Consider the following 18,862-nt stretch of genomic DNA (forward strand, 5'->3'; position numbering starts at 1 on the left):
GTCATTCGTATGCTGGAGTCAGAGCCCACCGGTCAGGTCTTCCCGATTCTTGCGGAACCAGGTGAAAACAGTCTGACAGTCGTAGCTATCGCCAACAGTACCGATCGAGGGAACAGCGCCGATCTCCGCTAGTCTCTCGTGTCGGCGGCAGTTGAATTTGGTGCATTTCCGGCGATCGAAAACTGAGCGGTTTTAGTTTACAGTTCCTTGTTCTTGTCGGTGTCTGATCCGGTAGGAGGTTCCTTTCGTGGTCAGGACTTGGGCGTGGTGGACGAGCCGGTCGATGATGGCTGTCGCAATCGTCTCGTCGTGGAAGATCGTGGACCAGGACCCGAAAGCGAGGTTTGAGGTGATCAGGATGGATGATTGCTCGTATCGGTCCGAGATGAGCTGGAAGAACAGGTTCGCGGCTTCTGGCTCGATGGGGAGGTAGCCGAGCTCGTCGATGATGATGAGCTTGTAGCGGCGAATACGCCGCAGCTCTTTCGTCAGGTCTCCCTTGTTGTGAGCGGCAGTGAGCGACTGGATCCAGCCGGCTGCGGTGTCGAACAGGACCGGGATTCCGGCCCTGGTCGCGGCAATGCCGAGCCCGATCGATATGTGAGTCTTCCCGGTGCCTGGTGGGCCGAGAAGGATCATGTTCTCCGCGTTGTGGATCCAGGTCGAGCGTGATGCTGCTTGAACGTCTGAGCGCAGGTGGGGCTGGTGATCGAAGGTGAAGTCCTCAATCGTCTTCATGGACGGGAAGTGTGCTCGTTTCCGTCGTATCTCGGCCCCAGATGCTTCCCGGGCGGTGACCTCGGCTTCCAAAACCGCGGCTAAGTACTCCTCGAACGTCCAGCCCTGTGCCCGCCCAGTGTCAGCCAGGCGAGCGAAAGAAGCTTGAATACGTGGTGCTTTCAACGCACTCGTGTAGTACGTGACGTCTTTGATCGCCTCCATTTAGGCCACCTCGATGTCAAAGATCTGGTCATATACTGCCAGGTCCCCGCCCTGGACCGTCACTCCGTAGCCGGGCAGGCCCTGGCGCTGCTGAAAGGTCGCACGCAGCTTCCGAGCGGTCTCCACGTGGTCAGGGTCGGTCACCTGACCGCCGCTGCCCCAAAGACGCTCATGAGTCGTGATGACCTTCCCGCCCGTACTGACTTGGACCGTCGACAGGTCCATGGTGACGTCGATGCGGTGCCCGATCCACCTGGGGTCAACACTGTAGGCGTTCGCGCCGATCTCGATGTAGTAGTCACGTCCCAACCGCGTCTGCACAGTCCACCTCGCTGCGGGATCAACCGGCGGCAACGCACCCATATGCTCGAGCTCGACGGTCAGGCCCTGGCCCCGAGTTTGGTCTTTCCCTCGTGGTTTCTTCCCTCGGATCACCTCGAGCCAGCCGGCGAGTTGAGCATTGAAATCCTTGGGACTGGCGAACGTCCGCCCGGGCAGGAACGAGGTTTCCAGGTAGGAGTTGAACCGTTCGACCACGCCCTTGGTCTCCGGGTCATAGGGTTTGGCTTGGACGAGCTTCACTCCGAGGGTTCCACAGAACTCCGCGACTTCCTGCCCGAGCTTGCCGTATCGTCCGATTCCGGCCTCGTTGTCCCACAATAGGCGTCGAGGAACCCTGCCAAAGGTGCTGATCCCGTCCCACATGCCCAACAGCAGGTCCGGGCGTTGCCGGCTCGGGATCATCAAGGCAACGGGATACTTTGACCAGGCCAGGATCATCGTCAGCACAGGGAAGCGTGCCGTCTTGCCGTTCCCGATCGGGATATCAACATTGGGGAACCACAGGTCACACTGAGCCACATCCCCGATCTCCCACTCCAACCGGTCCGCAGGATCGAGACGTCGTGGCGCATACTCAGGACGGATCCGTGCCACATTCTGCCGCAAGGCCCTCTCCGAGTAAGGCCAGCCCACCCGCTCGCCGATCACCGAGGCCGGCATCGTCGGACACTCCTCCAGCAGCCACCGTATCCGGGCCTCATACTCCCCAAACTTCGTCGGTGTCCTCGTGCGGACATAACGCGGCGGCTGATCAGACTTCACCGCCCGATCCACCGTATTGCGTGAGATACCCAGCTCAGCAGCAATACGAGCCTTCGGTACACCCTCGCGGGCAAGCACCCGGATCTTTTCCCAATCGTGCATTGAAATCACACTCCACATCGTTAATCGAAGTGCTCACTTTTCAAATGCCGAAACTGCTCACTTTTCAACTGCCGCCGACACTCTCGCCGTAGCGAATGGACGTAAATTGACTGCCTGCATCGCTGTGACACCGAAGCCCGGGCAGGTGAGTCCCGCGCGACCAGCGGGCCATCTCGATCGCATCGAGGACCATGGGTGTGCGCATATGCGAGGCGACTCGCCAGCCGACGATCATGCGGGAGTAGACGTCGATGATGAAGCACACAAACGCGATCCCGGCCCAGGTGGCAACGAATGTCAGATCGGTGACCCACAGCTGATTCGGGCCTGTGGCGGTGAAATCACGGTCGACCAAGTCAGGATGCCGAGGCACAGTCGCATCACGGTGAGTGGTTCGGACTTTCTTGGTCCGTCGTGCCCCTTCGATCCCTGCTGCTCGCATAAGACGGGCGGTCTGATCGCGGCCGATATCGATTCCCGCACGGCGTGCAGCCTTCCACAGCTTCCGCACTCCATAGACGCTGTAGTTCGCTTCCCACAGCTCAAACAGCTGGGGAATCAGCTCCGCGTCCCGGATCGCACGAGCAGAGGGGCCACGTTTCTTCGCGGCGTAGTACGTGCTTGGAGCCACCCGCAATACCCTGCAGATGGACTCGACTCCAAGACGGCGCCCGGCCACAATATCGTCCCTATCTAAGTCGATGAAGGCCACTATTTCTTGTGTTGGCGGTCGAGTTCCGCCCCGAAGAAAGACGCGGTGGATTCAACCGGTCAGCGCAACAGTGCTTCAAGCCTATCGGCTGGGGTATCAAAACTGAGTGTCTTACGCGGTCGTGAGTTCAACCGTGCCGCCACTTTGTTGAGGTCGTCCTGGGTGAGATCTTTCATGCTCACGCCTTTGGGGAAGTACTGACGGAGCAGACGGTTCGTGTTCTCGTTCGTCCCACGCTGCCAGGGGCTGCGAGGGTCTGCGAAATACACGTCAAGCCCGGTGCTGCTCGTAACGGTCTTGTGGTCCGCGAGTTCCATTCCACGATCCCAGGTGAGTGAGCGGCGCAGCTGCTCGGGCAGGAGATTCATCTCTCGTGAAAGGCCCGCAGTCACCGACGCCATATCGCGCCCATCTACGTGAACGAGCACAGTGAACCTCGTCGCGCGCTCGACGACAGTTGCGATCTGAGAAACGCCCCGGCCGAGGAGAAGGTCTCCTTCCCAGTGCCCAGGAATCGCACGATCCTCAGCTTCGGCGGGTCGCTCCGAGATCGATACGGCATCCTTGATCTGTGACCGCCACTGACCGGTCACCGTGTTGTGGATACTGCGCCGGATCGGGCGGCCTGATCGCAGATGCTTCTGCAGTTCCTTTGCTAGTACCCCGCGGGATTGAACATACAGAGACTGATAGATCGTCTCGTGTGACACCAGCATCCTGCTTCCCGCTGGGTAGCGCTTTTTCAGAGTCCCGGCAATCTGTTCTGGTGACCAGTCTTCCCGCAGACGTGCCGCGACGTACCTGCGAAGCACGGGGTTCTTCGCGAGTTTGCACTTCTTTGGTCGTTTGGCACGCCGCCAAGCACGATCGTCAGCGTCAACCGCGCGATACCTTGCCGCCCCTCGATTCTTTGCGATCTCACGACTGATGGTCGATGCTGAACGGCCGAGTCGTCGTCCAATCGATCGGAGCGACTCACCAGCTGCAAGCCCCCTGGAAATCTCTTCGCGCTCATGAAGAGTTAGTGTGCCGGAGCGACGTCTTTGAGGCGGCTGATAGATCCCGCCATAGGGTAACAGGATCGAGAATATTGAGCCTGGAGGGGAGCCCACGGTTCGACCGATCTCGCTGATTGATGCCCCTGTCTTCCACATGTCCCACACTTGCTGCCGTCGATCCGACGGGAGTCCTGGTCTACCGATCTTTGCCACATCACACCTCTGAGTACATTATCGATGGTGTTGCGTTGACCGGTTGAATCCACCGCTGCGCGTTTGAGGATCTCGTTGGCCCGGCGCAGCTCGCGGTTCTCCTGCTCAAGCTCGAGCAGACGGCGGGCCTCATCAGTGCTCACACCAGGGAGGTGGCCATCGTCGATATCGGCCTGACGCACCCAGGTGCGTACCGATTCTGGGCCGTATCCGAGCTGATCGGCAACTCTTTTGACCGTGCCGTTCTTCGTGCCCAGCTCTTTACGTAAGGCGCGAACCATACGCACCGCTGCAGCCTTCTCCTCTGGTGAATACCGCCGCTGCGAGGCGCGTCCGGGATTGTTCATAACTGACATTATTCCATCCTTGTTTCCAAGCTCAGGAATCTCCATCAAACCCAGAGCGATTCAGAACGCCCCACCGGCCCAGATGGTCGCTTCGGCGTCGGCACGGTGGTCAATCCTCGTGCGGTGGCTTCAGCGAGGAGGTCGGGGACGGTGTGCTCACCCTTCGCGTAGGTTTCGAAGACCCACCGGATGAGGGGCGCGCGACCAGGATCGATTTCGACGGTCCGGTACTCCCGGCCTTGGTCATCGGTGCGCCGGACGTTGAGGTAGCCGATCGGAGCCCGGCTCGGGGTGCCGCCGTTGGCGACTTTCTGGGTCATGCCTTTGGTGACTTCGGCGGCGAGGTTGCGGGAGTAGAACTCCGCAATGGAGGACATGATGCCGTGCAGCAGCATCCCCGACGGGGTTTCGTCGATGTTCTCGGTGACGGAGACGAGTTGGACGCCGGCGTCGATGAGGTGGCGGTGGATGTCGACGTCATCGAGGCGGTTGCGGGCCAGCCGGTCGACCTTGTGCACGATGCAGTAGGTGACCTGATGGGTCGCGATGTAGTCCAGCATCCGTTGCAGCTCGGGTCGCTTCGCCGACCGGGCTGACTCGCCCGCGTCAACAAACTCCGCGACCACCTCGGCGCTGAGAGCATCGGCTTTGCGGCGGTTCGCCTCCCGCTGAGCCGGGATGGAGAACCCTTCGTGACGGCCACCAGCGGTGGCTTGTTCCTTGGTGGAGACCCGCTGGTAGGTCACCGCCGTCACCCGCCCCTCACCCGGGACGGTCAGGATCTTCGTGTCGACGGTCGTCGTCATGAGCGGTGGTCCTCGTCGTCGAGTCGGCTACAGGTGCGGTCTGGTCGTGGAGGCGGTAGGCGAGGTGCAGCACTAGCGCGACCAGCCGGTCCATGTCCGGTTCGCCCCGGACGATGGGTTCGGCGATCAAGCGCCGCCCGTTCGGTGTAGTGCGTGCATGCCTCATGCCCCACAGGTGGACGCCCCACCCCCGTGAGAGAGCCGGTGGTGGTGACGGTTCCGGAAAATTTCCGGCACCGTCCCTTCGACTGGAGTCGGGCAGGGCAGTGCCGGGTGGGGTAGTTCACGGCGGGGGAGAATTTCCCCCACCGTGCATCCCAGCCCGAGGATGCACGATCCGCACTGCCTCGCAACGGCCCCCGGTACGGGAGTCTCAGTGATGGCTCACTCTGCAGGTGCGCACCGTGCCCCAGATGGAGCACCCTGGCAGTGGCCTCCACGACTACTCCAGGTAAGGGGCTTGAGTCGAGCAGATCAGTCATGAATGCGCAGATCACCATCTGATCTGCGCGTATCCCAGAAATCGTCCGTGGCGGGCAGCGGCCGCCCGCACCACAAGCAACCCGTCAGATCGTCTGCCGTCTGCCGGGTCCGCTGGTGATACTGGTTGCGGTATGCGGTTGGGGTGACGCCCATGATCTTGGCGAACTGCTCCGCCGCATGACCACGATTCCGCCACCCCACCCGGACCCCGATCTCGCCGACCGTCATGTTCGACTCCCGTAACAGCCGAGCCATCTCCCGCACCCGCAACCGAGCCAGCAGCATGATCGGCGGGACGCCGAACTGCTCCACGAACAGGCCCCCGAGCCGTGACCGCGACGGGTGTGCATCCTGTGCGAGTTCGGCCAAGGTCCACCGATGAGTGAGATCAGCCCGCATCCGGATGACCGTGTCACGGATCTCTGTCCTGGCAGGGCCGAGGCCAGAGCGCTCTGTGGCCGTCATCGGGGCAGCTCGCTTCGCTGTCCACAGCACGGGCATTTCAGGCTTGCTCGTTGGGTCGCGGTGAGTCGGTACGCGGATGGGCTGACCCCGACGATGGCGGTGAACTGTCGTGCGGCGTGGCCGCGGCTGCGCCACCCGACCCGTGTCATGGCGACACCGATCGGAAGGTCGGTTTCGACCAGGAGCTCGGCCAGTCTGTGGGCGCGAAGGTGAGCCAGGTACTGGATGGGCGGCATCCCGAAGCTTTGGCTGAAGACCCTGCCCAGTTGTGACGTGGACAGGTGCACGAGGTTGGCAAGGTCACGAAGTCGCCAATCCCGTCCGGGGTCTTGAGCGAGGAGCCGTGCTGCATGGTGTGCGGCTGTCTCGGTCGGGTACGCATGGCTGGGGGTGGTCTCGTCAGGGCAGACTCGCCACGAGGGGCCGATGCTCATCGCCGCCGCCGTCCTGAGGACGACTGCGTGCGGCGGGACGGTGGCGAGGAGCCCGTGGTCTTGAACAAGTCCACCCATGCCTCGACGGGCAGGTCCTTCGGCAGTCCGGCAGCGGCCATATCGTGGCCCCTCAGCCATGCCTGTGCCGCCTGTGGTGAGCCGAGTGCGGTGGTGCGTGCGAGGATCTGGGCGAGCCCGCGTCCGGGACCGGTGTAGGCGCGGTGGACCAGGGCGTGGAACCGGCGTCGTTCGGCCGGAGTCAGCAGCGGGTGTTCGCGGCGGTGGATGGTGAGGATTCCGCCGTCGACTCCCGGACGTGGGGTGAACGCGCGGGCTGGAACACGACTGTGCAGCGTGAACTCGAACCAGGGCGCCCATTGTGCGGTCATCATCGTGGCACCGCCAACTCCTGCTCTGCGCCGCGCAACTTCCCATTGCACGAGCACGATGGCATCGGTCCATGCGGGTGCGTGCAGGATGCGTCGCAGTATGGCCGTGGTCTGGTGAAACGGCAGGTTGCCGACGAGCACATGCGCAGACGTGGGAAGCCGGTAGGTCAAGAAGTCATCGGCGACGACCTCCACGTGCGACGGGAGCCGTTGGGCCAAGCGTCGGGCGAGCCTGGTGTCGATCTCGACGGCTGTCACCGGTCGCCCGAGCTGGGCCAGCGGCGAGGTGAGTGCTCCGTCACCGGGGCCGATCTCGATGATCGGGCCCTGGGTGGCGGCCACGAGCTGGAGGATCGTGGCGATGGTGGATGGGTCAGTCAGGAAGTTCTGGCCGTGCTCATGACGGCCGCCTCGATAGGTAGGCACTGGTTGCTCCGTGGTTGTTGCGGAGCCGGGCACGCTGAAAGAGCCGCCCGGCCGTGATCACCGGGGGCGGGAGCAACAACGCGTGGAGTGTGCTCGCCGCCGTCAGCGGCTGCGCAGACGCAGCGAAGCAGTGCCGTGGAACAACATGACGACCAGCGTAGGCGACCCCACCGCCACTCGGCGACCCAATAACCCGTCCATGCGTCAAAGACGCGCAGATCCGTATCGCCACAGGCCAGAACCGACTTGCAGGCCGTCCGTGCCCGACGAACCTCCACCTCCGCGGGTGACCCCATAGAGCTGCCACGCGTCTTGCAGATCGAGGACTGGCGCCCCCTGGGTGCCCCGATGATGCTGCACCGGGTGGTCGCTGAAGATGGCTGCATCGACCGGAACCGACCTGGTCGGCACCTCGATCTGCAAGAGGCGTGGCGTTGCTGAGCTGAGAACGAGACGAAGAGCTGTATTGAGCTTCCTGCACACCAAGTCTGAGGGGATACTCCTCTTGGAACCCGCACAATGCCTGCAACGAAGTCGCCGGAGTGCCTGCTGGTGATGAAGCTGCACGTCTCCCGGGATGAACGTGACATCGAAGACGCCGCGGGGCTGTTCGTCCGGCTCGACTAAACCACCGCACAAGACTGTATCGACGTCCTACCGGCCACCAACCCGGTGGGTCAATTGCTGTTCAGGCCCGCTACGTCGCCGAAGACATCGCAGGCTGCGCCAAAGTTCCGCGCGTCGGCGAAGGCGATGCGCCACCGTTGACCGCGGGGCCAACCGTGCTCCAGCCCGGCAGAAGCCCGGACCGTCGTCCCCCCGTTGCCGGACTTCGTCCACGAGCCAGACCGGCTCCCGCGTCGCGATCGGAGGATTGGTCACTCTGGCCCGGTCCCTAGCCGGGGTCAGCCTCGTTTCAGCCATGAGGCGTAGAAGCGCCAAAGCTCATCGACGCAAACCGTTCGGGAAGCTCCCGAACGCGTCTTGGCGTGCACATCCGCGAGCGTACATCGAAGCTGTTGCAGCGTTGAACAGGGCAGCTGCTTCCTGCCTTCACAACTTCGGAGGGCACGATGACTCCTCCGTAGTTCGCCAGAACGCAATACTTCTTCTCCCATGGTTCTGTTGATCAGTGCACTGTTGAAACAATCAAGACGCTCCGAGTGGTCCGTCTCCTGACGGCCACCACAGCGATACCCCTGTTGCCAACTCTAACTCTGATGCTAGGCGGGCGTGAGATGTCACTGCTGGAAACCTAGCGTGTGCGCCAGGCAGAGTTGGTGACGCCTCGGCATGTCATGCCCTAGGTCGGAAGTTCGGATGTGCCGGATCGTGCGATAGAGAACTTCAAACACGTTGAGGCGGATCAATCTGTTAGACTCGGAACGTAATGACGACGAGAGGAGGGTTTTGATGGGGTTCGAGGTGTTCGACAAGCGCATGGCACCGCTGGCGAAGGCTCCAAGCGTGACGATCCAGAAGAGAGGTATCTTCTCGATCAATCGCGTAGCTCACAAGCTGATTGAAGAGCCAGAGACGGTGGAACTGTTGTTCGACAAGGAGAACAAGGTTATCGCTCTGCGCCCTTCAAAGGAGCCGCACGCGTACTCGATTCGTCCGCAGTCGTCGCGGGACACTGGCCAGGTCATCTTGTCAGCAACCGCTTTCACTCAGTATTACGACATCGACACAAGCGTCAGCCGACGGTACAAGCCGTATGAGCAGGACGGCATGCTCTGCATCGATCTGACGGGGCCGAGTGCGGAGGTGCGTGGCAACCGTGCCAAGCGTGTAGAGCCAGCGGACTCAGAGGAGCCCGATGCGCGCTAGCTATAGAAGACTCTGGCCCGACCCCGGTGGTGCGGGATCAGGCCAGTACCGGCCCGAGGGCGCGGTGATGACTTGCTCAGTCACCTCTAGCGTACCGAAGTTTCCTGAGACGCGCTGTCTCTGCTTCTTCCTCGGGCTCCAAACCCAAGGAAGGAGGGCGTCATGCCCACCATCACCACCCACTACGGGATCACGGGTCCCGTTCCGTTCGTCGATGTGGAGGTCACGGCTGACAACCGTCTCTACGTCGACCCTCATGCGATCCGGCTGCGGAGGACACCCCAGCCGTTCGCCAATCAGGCGCTGGAGTGCGTCGACACGTTCACCCACCAGGTGACTGACAGCATCATCAAGGGGGCCGGGGCTACCGGCCGTCGGGGCGAAAGGCTGTTGCAGCGTTTCGTCGAGCCATGGGAGACCCGGCTCGGAATGTCTGCAAAGGGCTTCCACGGCCACGGGGGCGCTGACGTCGTCGGCACCTGGATCTGGGACGTGCTCAACAACGACGTGGAAGCGTTGGTTCGCGTTGGGATCCTCAAACAGATCGAGGACCTTCCGCTGTTCGTCGAGGGCGTGGATCGCGACATCACCTCCGACATCACCACGCGCATCATCTTCGGGCCGCTCGCGCAGTTCACCCAGCTGATGATCGACACGTATCCACAGTTCAACTCTGCTGGACACAAGACCCAGGCGTACCGCAAGCAGATCTGGAATCCGATCATCGGTGACTGGGACGAAGCGGACATGACACTCCCGGTGGTGGACGGAAAGCCGCTCGTGCTCGTCCCCCGGGAGTGGGCCCGCCCGACTCTCCTCATGTCCGCTACGCGCTACTACGAGACAAGTGTGTTGTCGTTTGCGCAGTTGGAGCAGGCGGTGAGGGCGTCGGATGGCAGGTTGATCAAGACCCCCAAAGATCGGCTCAAGAAGCAGTCGGGTCTCGGCCGCGGACGTGGCACCAACATGCGTATCACCATGCGGGCCTTCGACAACGCCGAGGATCTGCTCGCCACATTCAAGGCGTTCGTGGCCGAGCGTCTGGATAAGAACGACTCCGACGGACGGTCGGCCGCGTAGAGCACAGTGGAGGCGGTGAGGGTGCAGTAGCCGCCGGCATCCTCATCGCCGATACCTTGTCGCCGCAGCCTGTTCGGTGCGACGCACCGCCCGCCCAGGCTTACGAGTTCTTCGTCTGCTCCCATACCGTCACCCGGTGCACGCCGAACCGCTTCGCGATCGACAGGACGCTCTCTCCGTTGGTGCGGGCGGTTCGGATTGCGTCCACTTCTTCCGGCGTCAGTGGTGTTCGGGACCGTCGCGTTGGGTTCGAGACCGCCCCCGGCTCGGGCTCAGTCACCAACGGCCGTGCGCTCACGATGCCCGGTTTCGCCTGCTCCCACGCGGCACTCAGTCGCTCCAGCCGCTCCCACGTGTTCGGGCTGAGTCCACCGGCGTCCACCCAGGAAAGTCAGATGTCTGCCCCGCTTCGGCGGGGAAGACATCGTTCTGCCCCGCCAGGATTCGGAATCACCTGCGCGGAGTGTGCTTCTCCGCACGCCGACGGCAGTCAGTCTTCATTTCGCGTCGGCATGGCAGCGCCATGTCGTTGCCGCGCTGGGTCGACATTCAAGCAGAGCGGGGTGTGCTCGACTTGCGGACGCCCTTTATGCATGGGGTGCTGGCAGAGTTGCCGCGGCTCCGGATCCTTGCTGGCTCATTCGTACGTCGGTGGGTGCCTGCGTGAGGTCTTCGCCAGGTCTCTGGCTGCCGACGAGCAGCCACAAGATTCGACACGCGAGGCATCGGAGCCAAGAGGCCGCGATGCTCCGGTGGCAGTGAGAAGGGCACCCCACGTGAATCGCCGGCATGAGCTTCCATGTGTGACTGCGTCGCAGGCATCGTCGGCCAGGACGATGTCGATGCTGAATGCGCCTGCACTGGACCACGTGAGGCTGGCCGAAGCGCTGCTGGGGCCGCTCTGACGACGAGACAGCTTGGCCCAGACCCGCGCCTTGTCGCGGGTCTGGGCCCAATGGGGAGGCTCCGGTGGTTGTCAGCCCAGCCTGGATTCGGCCTCGTGAAGCAGGTCCGCGGGAGCGAGCCACATTGAAGGATAGTCGCCCTGCCAGACCTGAGTGCCCTCGGCGTCGATAAGGACGAACCCGTGTCCGGGGACGCCTGGATGCATACCGGTTCCGAGGGTCCCGTACGCTTCCGAAACGGTGCCGTCGTCCAGCAGGTAAGGAGTGGTCGCCCCGTAGCGCTCCATGTCGGGACGTATCTGCTCCGCAGTGTTCATCACGATGGGCAGGACGGTGATACCGGATTCGGCGAACCCCGGGTGCTTTTCGATCTCAGCCATCTGCACGGTGCACGAGCCGCAGCCGGCGCCTTCGTTGAAGTAGAGGATGACCGGCTGCCCGCGGAGGTCGGAGAGGGTGACGGTGGTCCCGTCTGTCGTCGGGAGTGTGAAGTCGGGAGCTGGCCGGGCGTCCTCGCTGCTGGATGTGCCGGACGTGGCAAGAGCGTTCGCAATGGCCACAATCACTGCGAGGAGAGCGAAAGTCGCAATGATTCTTCGGCGACGGGCCCTGCGCGCCGCCGCCTGCGCCGCCTCCGCGCGCTTCTGCCGTGCCAGGTGGTTCTCGCCGGTGCGGACGGTGGATTTCGTCATGGTGTGGTCAGTCCTTCGTTGTCATGGCTGGTGCGTGAGGCGGAGCCTTGCGAATCGCAGTCGTGAGCGGCCGGATGGACGCGGGTGCTCCGGTCGCGAAGCGTGAAAAGTACGAATGCGGCCGCCAATCCCAGGAGACCGGCACCGAGGAGCGGCTCGGGCAGAGGGCTGAGCCACTCCTGGAGCTGTCCCAGCGAAGAGGCAAGCCATTCACCCATCGCGGCTGGCATTGCCCCGCCCCCGGTCATCTCCGCGCTGCCCGCCAGAGCGATGACCCAGATTCCCATGACGGCAAATGCGATCGCGACAGTGAGATTGACGGTATTGGTGGCGAGCGTGCGGGAACCGAGACGGATTCTGATCAGGCGTGCCCGGAAGAGTCTGCGTTCGCCCAGGCGAGCCTTGTCCCAGACGAGGGCCATGACGAAGAGCGGGAACGTCATACCGAAAACGAACGCGAGGCCGAGGAAGACTCCGCCGACCGCGGAGCCGGAGAGCGCAGACAGAGTCATGACGCCTGCGAGGACCGGGGCGCAGCAGCTTGAGGCGATCCCAGAGAAGACACCGAGCGCGAAGAAGCTGGCTCCGTCTCCGCGGGTCGTATCCGGTGCGCGCAGGAAGCGGGGCAGTGACCACATTGTCCCGGAAAGGGAGAGGCCCGCCAGGGCGATCATGAGCAGGCCGCCAGCCCAGTAGAGCTGGGTGTGGTACTGGTTGATCGCCCCGGACAGCATGCTGACCCCGAGGGTGATGGGGACGAGAACCAGCGCCAGTCCTGCGGCGAAGACAAATGTCAGAGGCAGTATGCGCCAACGGCGGTTCTTCACTGCTCCCGCCAGGTAACTCGGGGCGAGGAAGACGATGCAGCACGGTGCGAACAGTGCGACCCCGCCTGCGAAGAAGGCCGCCAAGATGCTGCCGGTTGCGAGGAGCTCGGTTCCCATGGTCAGGCCGTTCTTGCGCTGCAGGACGAGCTCTGAAGAAGCTTCTCAAGTCGACGCCGGGGGAGGCGTCCACTGCTGAAGAACTCTCCGTCGACCAGGGCGAGAGGCGCCATTGGGGGCCGATGTCTCAGGATCAGTCTCTGTCCCTCGTCAGAGTCGCGCTCCACAGTTCGCACGACGAACTGAAATCGGGCGCCGAGGTCGGTCAGGGCCATTGCTGCGTCATCGCAATAGTGGCAGGCAGGAGCCTGAACAAGTGTTATCACGGGTTTCACTGACAAAGGACCTCTTCTCGATTGGTTGCTGTGCAATCCACTCCCGCCATCATGGGTCTCCTGATCGGGACATTCGGTCGCCGTTCTATGAAGATTTGATGAAGATCTGCAGTGAGAGCCCCTCAATGGGAATGAAGGTGTGCCGCGGGCCATTGCATCCCGTACAGATACCCGGTAGGGGTATACTTATATACCCCCTGGGGGTATAACTGGATAGGGATGAGGAGAGACTGATGGGTACATCTGACAACACGCATGCACAATCTCGGAACGGTCGGAGCGACCCAGATCATCGTCACGCGAACCCGACGACGCACGGACAGGCGATGCCGGCCGGTGACGCGGAGGTGGTGGACGCGATGAGCGCCGCGATTCACGACTCGGCGGCGCATAGCGGACACGACCAGCACGCGGGCCATGATGGACATCGCTCAGATGTGGCCGGAGCGCACGATGCCCACGGTGGGCACGATGCTCACGGCGGGCACGGAGACCATGTGGGTATGTTCCGCCGACTGTTCTGGATCATGCTGATCCTGGCGCTGCCCACGGTGCTTCTGAATGGCATGTTTGCCGATTTCCTCGGCTACGAGCTGCCTGATGTGGCGGGGATCGAATGGGTCTCTCCGGCGCTCGGGACGATCATCTATGCGTGGGGCGGGCGCCCCTTCTTGAGCGGCGCCATCGACGAACTGCGTGCGCGTAAGCCCGGAATGATGCTCCTCATCGGGATGGCCATCACGGTCGCCTTCATCGCCTCGCTGGGCGCCAGCCTCGGGATCTTCTCCCACGAGCTCGATTTCTGGTGGGAGATGGCACTGCTCGTGGTCATCATGCTTCTGGGGCATTGGCTGGAGATGCGATCACTGGCGCAGACGACGTCTGCGCTCGACTCATTGGCCGCGCTTCTGCCGGATGTGGCCGAGCGTGTCGAAGGTGATGAGATCGTCCCAGTCGCACCGAGCGACCTGCGACTGGGGGATGTCGTCATTGTCCGTCCAGGCGGACGGGTGCCGGCCGACGGTGAGGTCGTCGACGGCGGTGCAGATGTCGATGAATCGATGATCACGGGTGAATCCAAGCCGGTGCTGCGCACCGTCGGAGATCATGTTGTCGCGGGCACCGTCGCAACGGACAACTCGTTGCGAGTGCAGGTGTCCGCCATCGGGGATGACACGGCGCTTGCGGGAATTCAACGTCTGGTCGCAGAAGCGCAGGCGTCGACCAGCCGCGCACAGCTCCTGGCAGACAAGGCCGCCGGATGGCTCTTCTGGTATGCGCTGATTGCGGCGATCATCACGACCGTCGTGTGGGCATCGCTCGGCGTGCCGGAGAGTGCGCTCGTGCGAGCGATCACCGTCCTGGTCATCGCCTGCCCCCATGCCCTCGGTCTCGCGATCCCACTGGTCGTGTCGATATCCACCGAGCGCGCTGCGCGCGGAGGGGTCCTCATCAAGGACCGCGCAGCGATGGAGCGCATGCGCTCCGTGAACTCGGTGCTGTTCGACAAGACCGGCACACTGACCAAGGGTGAACCCGCAGTCACCGATTTGGCGGCTGCGGACGGATTCGAGGTTGACGACCTGTTGCGTCTGGCGGCGGCGGCGGAGGCGGAGAGCGAGCACCCGCTCGCCCGGGCCATTGTGGCCGCAGCCGGACACCGCGGCCTCGACGTTCCCCGTGCGACGGAGTTCCGCGCCGCGACCGCTGTCGGCGTGCGAGCCACCGTCGAGGGCCACGAGGTCCACGTCGGGGGGCCTGCGCTGCTGGCGCAGCGCTCCGCTCGCCAACTGCAGGAGAGCGCCACGTGGGCCCAGGCAGGTGCGACGGTCCTGCACATTCTGATTGATGGAGAGGTCGCCGGAGCGGTTGCCCTCGCCGATGAGGTTCGAGAGGAGTCCCGACAGGCGGTGGACGCACTGCATCAGCTGGGCATCCGTGTCGTCATGATCACCGGCGACGCAGAACCAGTCGCGCACGCGGTGGCGGCCGAGCTGGGCATCGATCAGGTCTTCGCCCAGGTTCGGCCCGAGGATAAGAGCGACAAGGTTCTGGAACTGCAGAAGGAGGGTCGAATCGTGGCCATGGTCGGCGATGGCGTCAATGACGCTCCGGCACTCGCACAGGCCGACGTGGGGATTGCGATCGGCGCTGGCACTGACGTGGCCGTCGGCTCCGCCGGGGTCATCTTGGCCTCAGACGACCCGCGTTCAGTGCTGTCGGTCATCCAGCTTTCGCGTGCGAGCTACCGCAAGATGAAGCAGAATCTCTGGTGGGCGGCCGGTTACAACATTGCTGCCGTTCCGCTTGCAGCAGGTGTGCTGGCGCCAGTCGGCTTTGTGCTGCCCATGGCGGTCGGTGCGGTCCTCATGTCGCTGTCCACCATCATCGTCGCCCTCAACGCGCAGCTGCTCCGCCGCCTGGACCTCAATCCGCAGGCCAGCACGGCAGCTGCGTACGGCGCCTGGAAGGCTCCCTCTGGTGACGTTGCAGAGACCGCACTGGAACATACGGAGGAGGTTGCGGTGCAGAGCCGTTGACTCCGGACCGCAGGATCCGACGTCTCTCGACAGTCTTAGCTGCTCGATGCTGGAGTGCCGACCTGCCACTGGCAGGTCGGCACTGGGGGCCATGCGTCGTCGAGGTCGGCATCATAGGTCACGCGCGTATCGGACGTGCTGATGCGGGATGTTCAATCCTCGGTATGGCCCCGCCGCAGGTGGGCGATCACAGAGACTTGAGCAGCTCCTCCATCTCGCCGATCTCTGCCTGCTGGTCATCGATGATCTTCCGTGCCAGGTCGAGCGCTTGAGGGTTCTGTCCGTCGGCGAGCTGATCCTCTGCCATGGCAACCGCACCCTCGTGGTGGGCGATCATGAGCTCCAAGAACCGGCGGTCGAAATCGGATCCGGTCCGTCCCTCGAGTTCCGTCATGGCCTCGTCCTGGCTCATTCCGCCCATGTCCATGCCGCTGTGGCCGCTCATATCCTCGTCCGCCGTGGTCTCTTCATCCCACGCCTCCAACCAGGCGGTCATCTCCGCGATCTCGGGCCCTTGGGCTGCGGAGATGCGCTGGGCGAGGTCTCGGACCTCAGCAGAGTCCGCCCGCTCGAGTGCGAGGTCGGCCATCTCGATCGCACCCTCGTGATGGATGATCATCATCTGCGCGAACATGGCGTCGACGTCATTGTGAGTCTGATCCACCTGACCATCCTGTGGACCGGTGGTCTGGGCAGCTGTCGTCTCGCTGGGTGTATCGACCGCGTCCTGCTGATCTCCGCAGGCGGCCACGAGCAGGGCGATGGAGAGGACGCCGGCACCGGCGGCGCGGCGGGTTGTGATCTTCACAGAGCGACTCCTTGAGTGTGGTGGTTGAAGCCGAGTTAACCAGCAGGCCAGCGACGCCTCCAGCTGAGCCAGACATCTTCATCGAATCTTCACAGAATTTCGTTGACGCCCTTGGGATGTCAATGGCTGAGGTTCGCGTGCCTTCAGAGTTTCTTCGTCAATCTTCTACCGAACGCTCCGGGGACGTGCGCGAAGGTTGGTGGCGAAGGAAGGGACGGACATATGACGGTCATGATCTGGGCCGCGCTTGCTGTCGTCATCCTGCTGTATGTCACTCTCGGCGTGTGGGCTGTGGCGGTGATTTTCCCTGTCCGTGCGGGCGACAGTGGGAGTGAACCCGATGCATGCGGACCCCCGCTGGGAGCTCCTCACCCGCCTGGTGAAGATGATCGGCGTACCGTCTGCCGTGACGGTCGGAGCGAGGTGGTGAGTCAGCGCTGACTGTTTTTCCACAGAGCGTTCACTGGACGTCTGGACGTGACCGAAGCGCAGGCAGAGTGACGGTGAATGCCGCGCCCTGGCCCGGTCCAGGACTGGAGGCGGAGACCATCCCCCCATGGGCGCGGACGATGGCGTCGACGACGGCGAGTCCGATTCCGGACCCGCCGTGGGCGCGATCTCGCGCAGCGTCGACTCTGTAGAACCGATCGAATAGGTGTGGCATATGTTCGGCGGTGATGCCGGCTCCGTTGTCCGTCACCCGAAGCACAATGTCGGGGCCCTCTTGGTCAGCGGTGAGCGTGACCTCGCCGCCTGCAGGAGTGTGCCGCAGAGCATTGTCCAAGAGGTTGGTCAACACCTGCGCGAGTCGGTCAGGGTCGGCCAGCACGCGCGCCTCCGACGCTGCCGCTGAGACTGCCCAGAGCAGTCGGACATCGTGTTCATCGAAGCGGCTCCGGGATGCCGCATGTGCGGCCGCCAGTTGGTCGGCGACATCGAGCTCTCGGCGGTGGACTGCAAGCACTCCCTCGTGTGCTGTCGTGACAAGTGCAATGTCCTCTCCGAGCCGAGACAGGCGAGAGACCTGGTCGCGCAGGATCGCGATTGTCTCCTCGTCGGCGTCTTGCACACCATCGAGAATTGCCTCGAGATAACCGTCGAGAACGGCCAGTGGAGTGCGCATCTCATGCGCGAGGTCTCCGAGCATCCGTGTACGGGTCACCTCGACCTCGGCGAGATCAGCCGCCATCGCGTTGAACGCCTGCGCCAGCTCATCAAACTCGCGTCCAAGCCCAACCTCCGGGACTCGGGCAGAATGATCGCCCGCGGCTACCGCGCGGGCCGCATCAGACGCTGCTGTCAGAGAGTGATTGACCCGCCGCGCCAGAAACAGAGACACCACGACTGAGGCGATTGCGGCTACCAGCAGAGCGCCCGCCCAGGACAGAGCGGAGGCAGATTGGAAGGCCTCCTCGGCATGTTGGACCACCGCCGGCTCGCTCGGTCGGCCCTGAACGAGATGGTCGTGGAAGATGGCGGGACCGATGACAGCGACGACGACCCAGGCGGTCACCCAGCCCACGAAAACAACCACTGCCGTGGCTGCAAGCAGCCGTGCAGCCAGCCCCGACAGCCGAGTCACTCGCCCGTCCCCATCCGGTATCCCACCCCGCGCACGGTCTTGATGAAGATGGGATACGCCGGGTCGTCGCCGAGCTTGCGCCGCAGATGGCCGACGTGAACGTCAACCAGGTGATCATCGCCCACCCAGCCCTCTCCCCAGACGGTCTCAATAAGCTGGCGTCGCGCGAACACCATGTGAGGCCGTGCTGCGAGGGCAGCCAGAACATCAAATTCGGTGCGGGTGAGGTGGACGGGCTCCCCGTTCACGCCCACTTCACGGCCGTCGACATCGATCGTCAGAGGGCCGAAGCGTTTGACGTCCGCGACTGGATCCACGTTCGAACGGGGTCGGCGAAGCATGGCTCGCGCCCTGGCAAGGAGTTCGCGCGGGCTGAACGGCTTTGTCATGTAATCATCGGCTCCCACGGAGAGGCCGATGAGTTTGTCCACTTCTTCCACCCGTGCCGTGAGCATAATAATGTAGCAGTCAGAGAACGTGCGTATGGTCCGACAGACCTCGACTCCATCCATTCCAGGCAGACCCAGGTCGAGGATGACCAGGCCTGGATCGAGCTCTCGTGCGAGGCTGATCGCCTCCCGACCGTTTCCTGTTGTCGTCACTTCGAATCCGTCTCTTTCGAAGTAGCTTGCAGCCAGTCGTGCCAAAGGTTCTTCGTCGTCGACGACTAGTACGCGCGGGAGCGTATCCACCGAATTCATGCCTCCATTCTCGCAAAACGCCCTGACTTTCGGTGAGCAGCACTCCTGAGGGACCGAGTCATGCAGAACTGGCTGAGTTTGGCC

15 protein-coding genes, 2 pseudogenes and 1 other annotated feature are annotated in these 18,862 nt (G+C 63.1%); of the genes and pseudogenes, 3 read left to right on the top strand and 14 right to left on the bottom strand.

Annotated elements, in window-relative coordinates:
• Positions 1-192: 192 nt before the first annotated feature.
• From istB to erm, 9 genes and pseudogenes are all read right to left on the bottom strand, one after another.
• Positions 193-942, bottom strand: a complete 750-nt coding sequence (istB, locus tag EJO69_RS09810; RefSeq protein ID WP_126038216.1) for an IS21-like element helper ATPase IstB — start codon at positions 940-942, stop codon at positions 193-195.
• Positions 943-2,148 carry an IS21 family transposase gene (istA, locus tag EJO69_RS09815; protein ID WP_126038218.1) on the bottom strand — a complete coding sequence of 402 codons (1,206 nt, stop codon included), beginning with the start codon at positions 2,146-2,148 and terminating at the stop codon, positions 943-945.
• A gap of 82 nt (positions 2,149-2,230) precedes the next feature.
• Positions 2,231-2,899, bottom strand: a pseudogene (locus tag EJO69_RS09820) (IS3 family transposase); the annotation flags it as partial.
• Positions 2,771-2,905: a sequence feature (AL1L pseudoknot), on the bottom strand. It overlaps the preceding pseudogene by 129 nt.
• A 14-nt stretch (positions 2,906-2,919) precedes the next feature.
• Positions 2,920-4,014 (bottom strand): IS30 family transposase, encoded by a 1,095-nt coding sequence (locus EJO69_RS09825; RefSeq protein WP_126037929.1) that lies wholly within the window; start codon positions 4,012-4,014, stop codon positions 2,920-2,922.
• 110 nt (positions 4,015-4,124) lie between these two features.
• Positions 4,125-4,427 (bottom strand): annotated as a pseudogene (locus EJO69_RS09830) (transposase); the annotation flags it as partial.
• Positions 4,428-4,462: 35 nt separating this feature from the next.
• A complete protein-coding gene (locus tag EJO69_RS09835; protein ID WP_126041412.1) occupies positions 4,463-5,224 on the bottom strand; it encodes a recombinase family protein in 762 nt (253 codons plus the stop codon).
• 474 nt (positions 5,225-5,698) lie between these two features.
• Positions 5,699-6,076: a helix-turn-helix domain-containing protein gene (locus EJO69_RS09840; RefSeq protein WP_164519940.1), complete on the bottom strand. Its 378-nt coding sequence runs from the start codon at positions 6,074-6,076 to the stop codon at positions 5,699-5,701.
• 92 nt (positions 6,077-6,168) lie between these two features.
• Complete coding sequence (locus tag EJO69_RS12795) at positions 6,169-6,684, bottom strand: helix-turn-helix transcriptional regulator (RefSeq protein ID WP_126041416.1); 516 nt, start codon at positions 6,682-6,684, stop codon at positions 6,169-6,171.
• On the bottom strand, positions 6,603-7,421 hold the full coding sequence (gene erm, locus EJO69_RS09850) for a 23S ribosomal RNA methyltransferase Erm (protein ID WP_126041418.1): 819 nt from the start codon (positions 7,419-7,421) through the stop codon (positions 6,603-6,605). Before erm ends, EJO69_RS12795 begins: the two co-directional genes overlap by 82 nt.
• A gap of 1,413 nt (positions 7,422-8,834) precedes the next feature.
• On the opposite strand from erm, the gene EJO69_RS09855 reads away from it, so the two are divergent.
• Both EJO69_RS09855 and EJO69_RS09860 read left to right on the top strand, forming a co-directional pair.
• On the top strand, positions 8,835-9,251 hold the full coding sequence (locus tag EJO69_RS09855) for a hypothetical protein (protein ID WP_126041420.1): 417 nt from the start codon (positions 8,835-8,837) through the stop codon (positions 9,249-9,251).
• A 162-nt stretch (positions 9,252-9,413) separates the two neighbouring features.
• A complete protein-coding gene (locus tag EJO69_RS09860) occupies positions 9,414-10,331 on the top strand; it encodes a hypothetical protein (RefSeq protein ID WP_126041422.1) in 918 nt (305 codons plus the stop codon).
• 976 nt (positions 10,332-11,307) lie between these two features.
• On the opposite strand, the gene EJO69_RS09870 is transcribed toward EJO69_RS09860, so the two are convergent.
• Both EJO69_RS09870 and EJO69_RS09875 read right to left on the bottom strand, forming a co-directional pair.
• Positions 11,308-11,928: a peroxiredoxin family protein gene (locus tag EJO69_RS09870; RefSeq protein WP_126041426.1), complete on the bottom strand. Its 621-nt coding sequence runs from the start codon at positions 11,926-11,928 to the stop codon at positions 11,308-11,310.
• Positions 11,925-12,872 carry a cytochrome c biogenesis CcdA family protein gene (locus EJO69_RS09875; protein WP_126041428.1) on the bottom strand — a complete coding sequence of 316 codons (948 nt, stop codon included), beginning with the start codon at positions 12,870-12,872 and terminating at the stop codon, positions 11,925-11,927. The genes EJO69_RS09870 and EJO69_RS09875 overlap by 4 nt, the downstream gene beginning before the upstream one ends.
• A 778-nt stretch (positions 12,873-13,650) precedes the next feature.
• On the opposite strand from EJO69_RS09875, the gene EJO69_RS09885 reads away from it, so the two are divergent.
• Positions 13,651-15,687 carry a heavy metal translocating P-type ATPase gene (locus EJO69_RS09885; protein ID WP_211331419.1) on the top strand — a complete coding sequence of 679 codons (2,037 nt, stop codon included), beginning with the start codon at positions 13,651-13,653 and terminating at the stop codon, positions 15,685-15,687.
• Between the two features lie 187 nt (positions 15,688-15,874).
• Here the strand turns inward: EJO69_RS09885 and EJO69_RS09890 are convergent, their stop codons facing one another.
• The 3 genes from EJO69_RS09890 to EJO69_RS09900 all read right to left on the bottom strand — a co-directional run bounded on the left by EJO69_RS09890 (position 15,875) and on the right by EJO69_RS09900 (position 18,778).
• Positions 15,875-16,495: a DUF305 domain-containing protein gene (locus EJO69_RS09890; RefSeq protein ID WP_211331420.1), complete on the bottom strand. Its 621-nt coding sequence runs from the start codon at positions 16,493-16,495 to the stop codon at positions 15,875-15,877.
• 460 nt (positions 16,496-16,955) lie between these two features.
• Positions 16,956-18,077: a sensor histidine kinase gene (locus EJO69_RS09895; protein WP_211331421.1), complete on the bottom strand. Its 1,122-nt coding sequence runs from the start codon at positions 18,075-18,077 to the stop codon at positions 16,956-16,958.
• Complete coding sequence (locus EJO69_RS09900; RefSeq protein WP_126041434.1) at positions 18,074-18,778, bottom strand: response regulator transcription factor; 705 nt, start codon at positions 18,776-18,778, stop codon at positions 18,074-18,076. Before EJO69_RS09900 ends, EJO69_RS09895 begins: the two co-directional genes overlap by 4 nt.
• Positions 18,779-18,862: the final 84 nt, after the last annotated feature.

Source organism: Flaviflexus salsibiostraticola (assembly GCF_003952265.1).
In the GTDB taxonomy this organism is placed as follows: domain Bacteria; phylum Actinomycetota; class Actinomycetes; order Actinomycetales; family Actinomycetaceae; genus Flaviflexus; species Flaviflexus salsibiostraticola.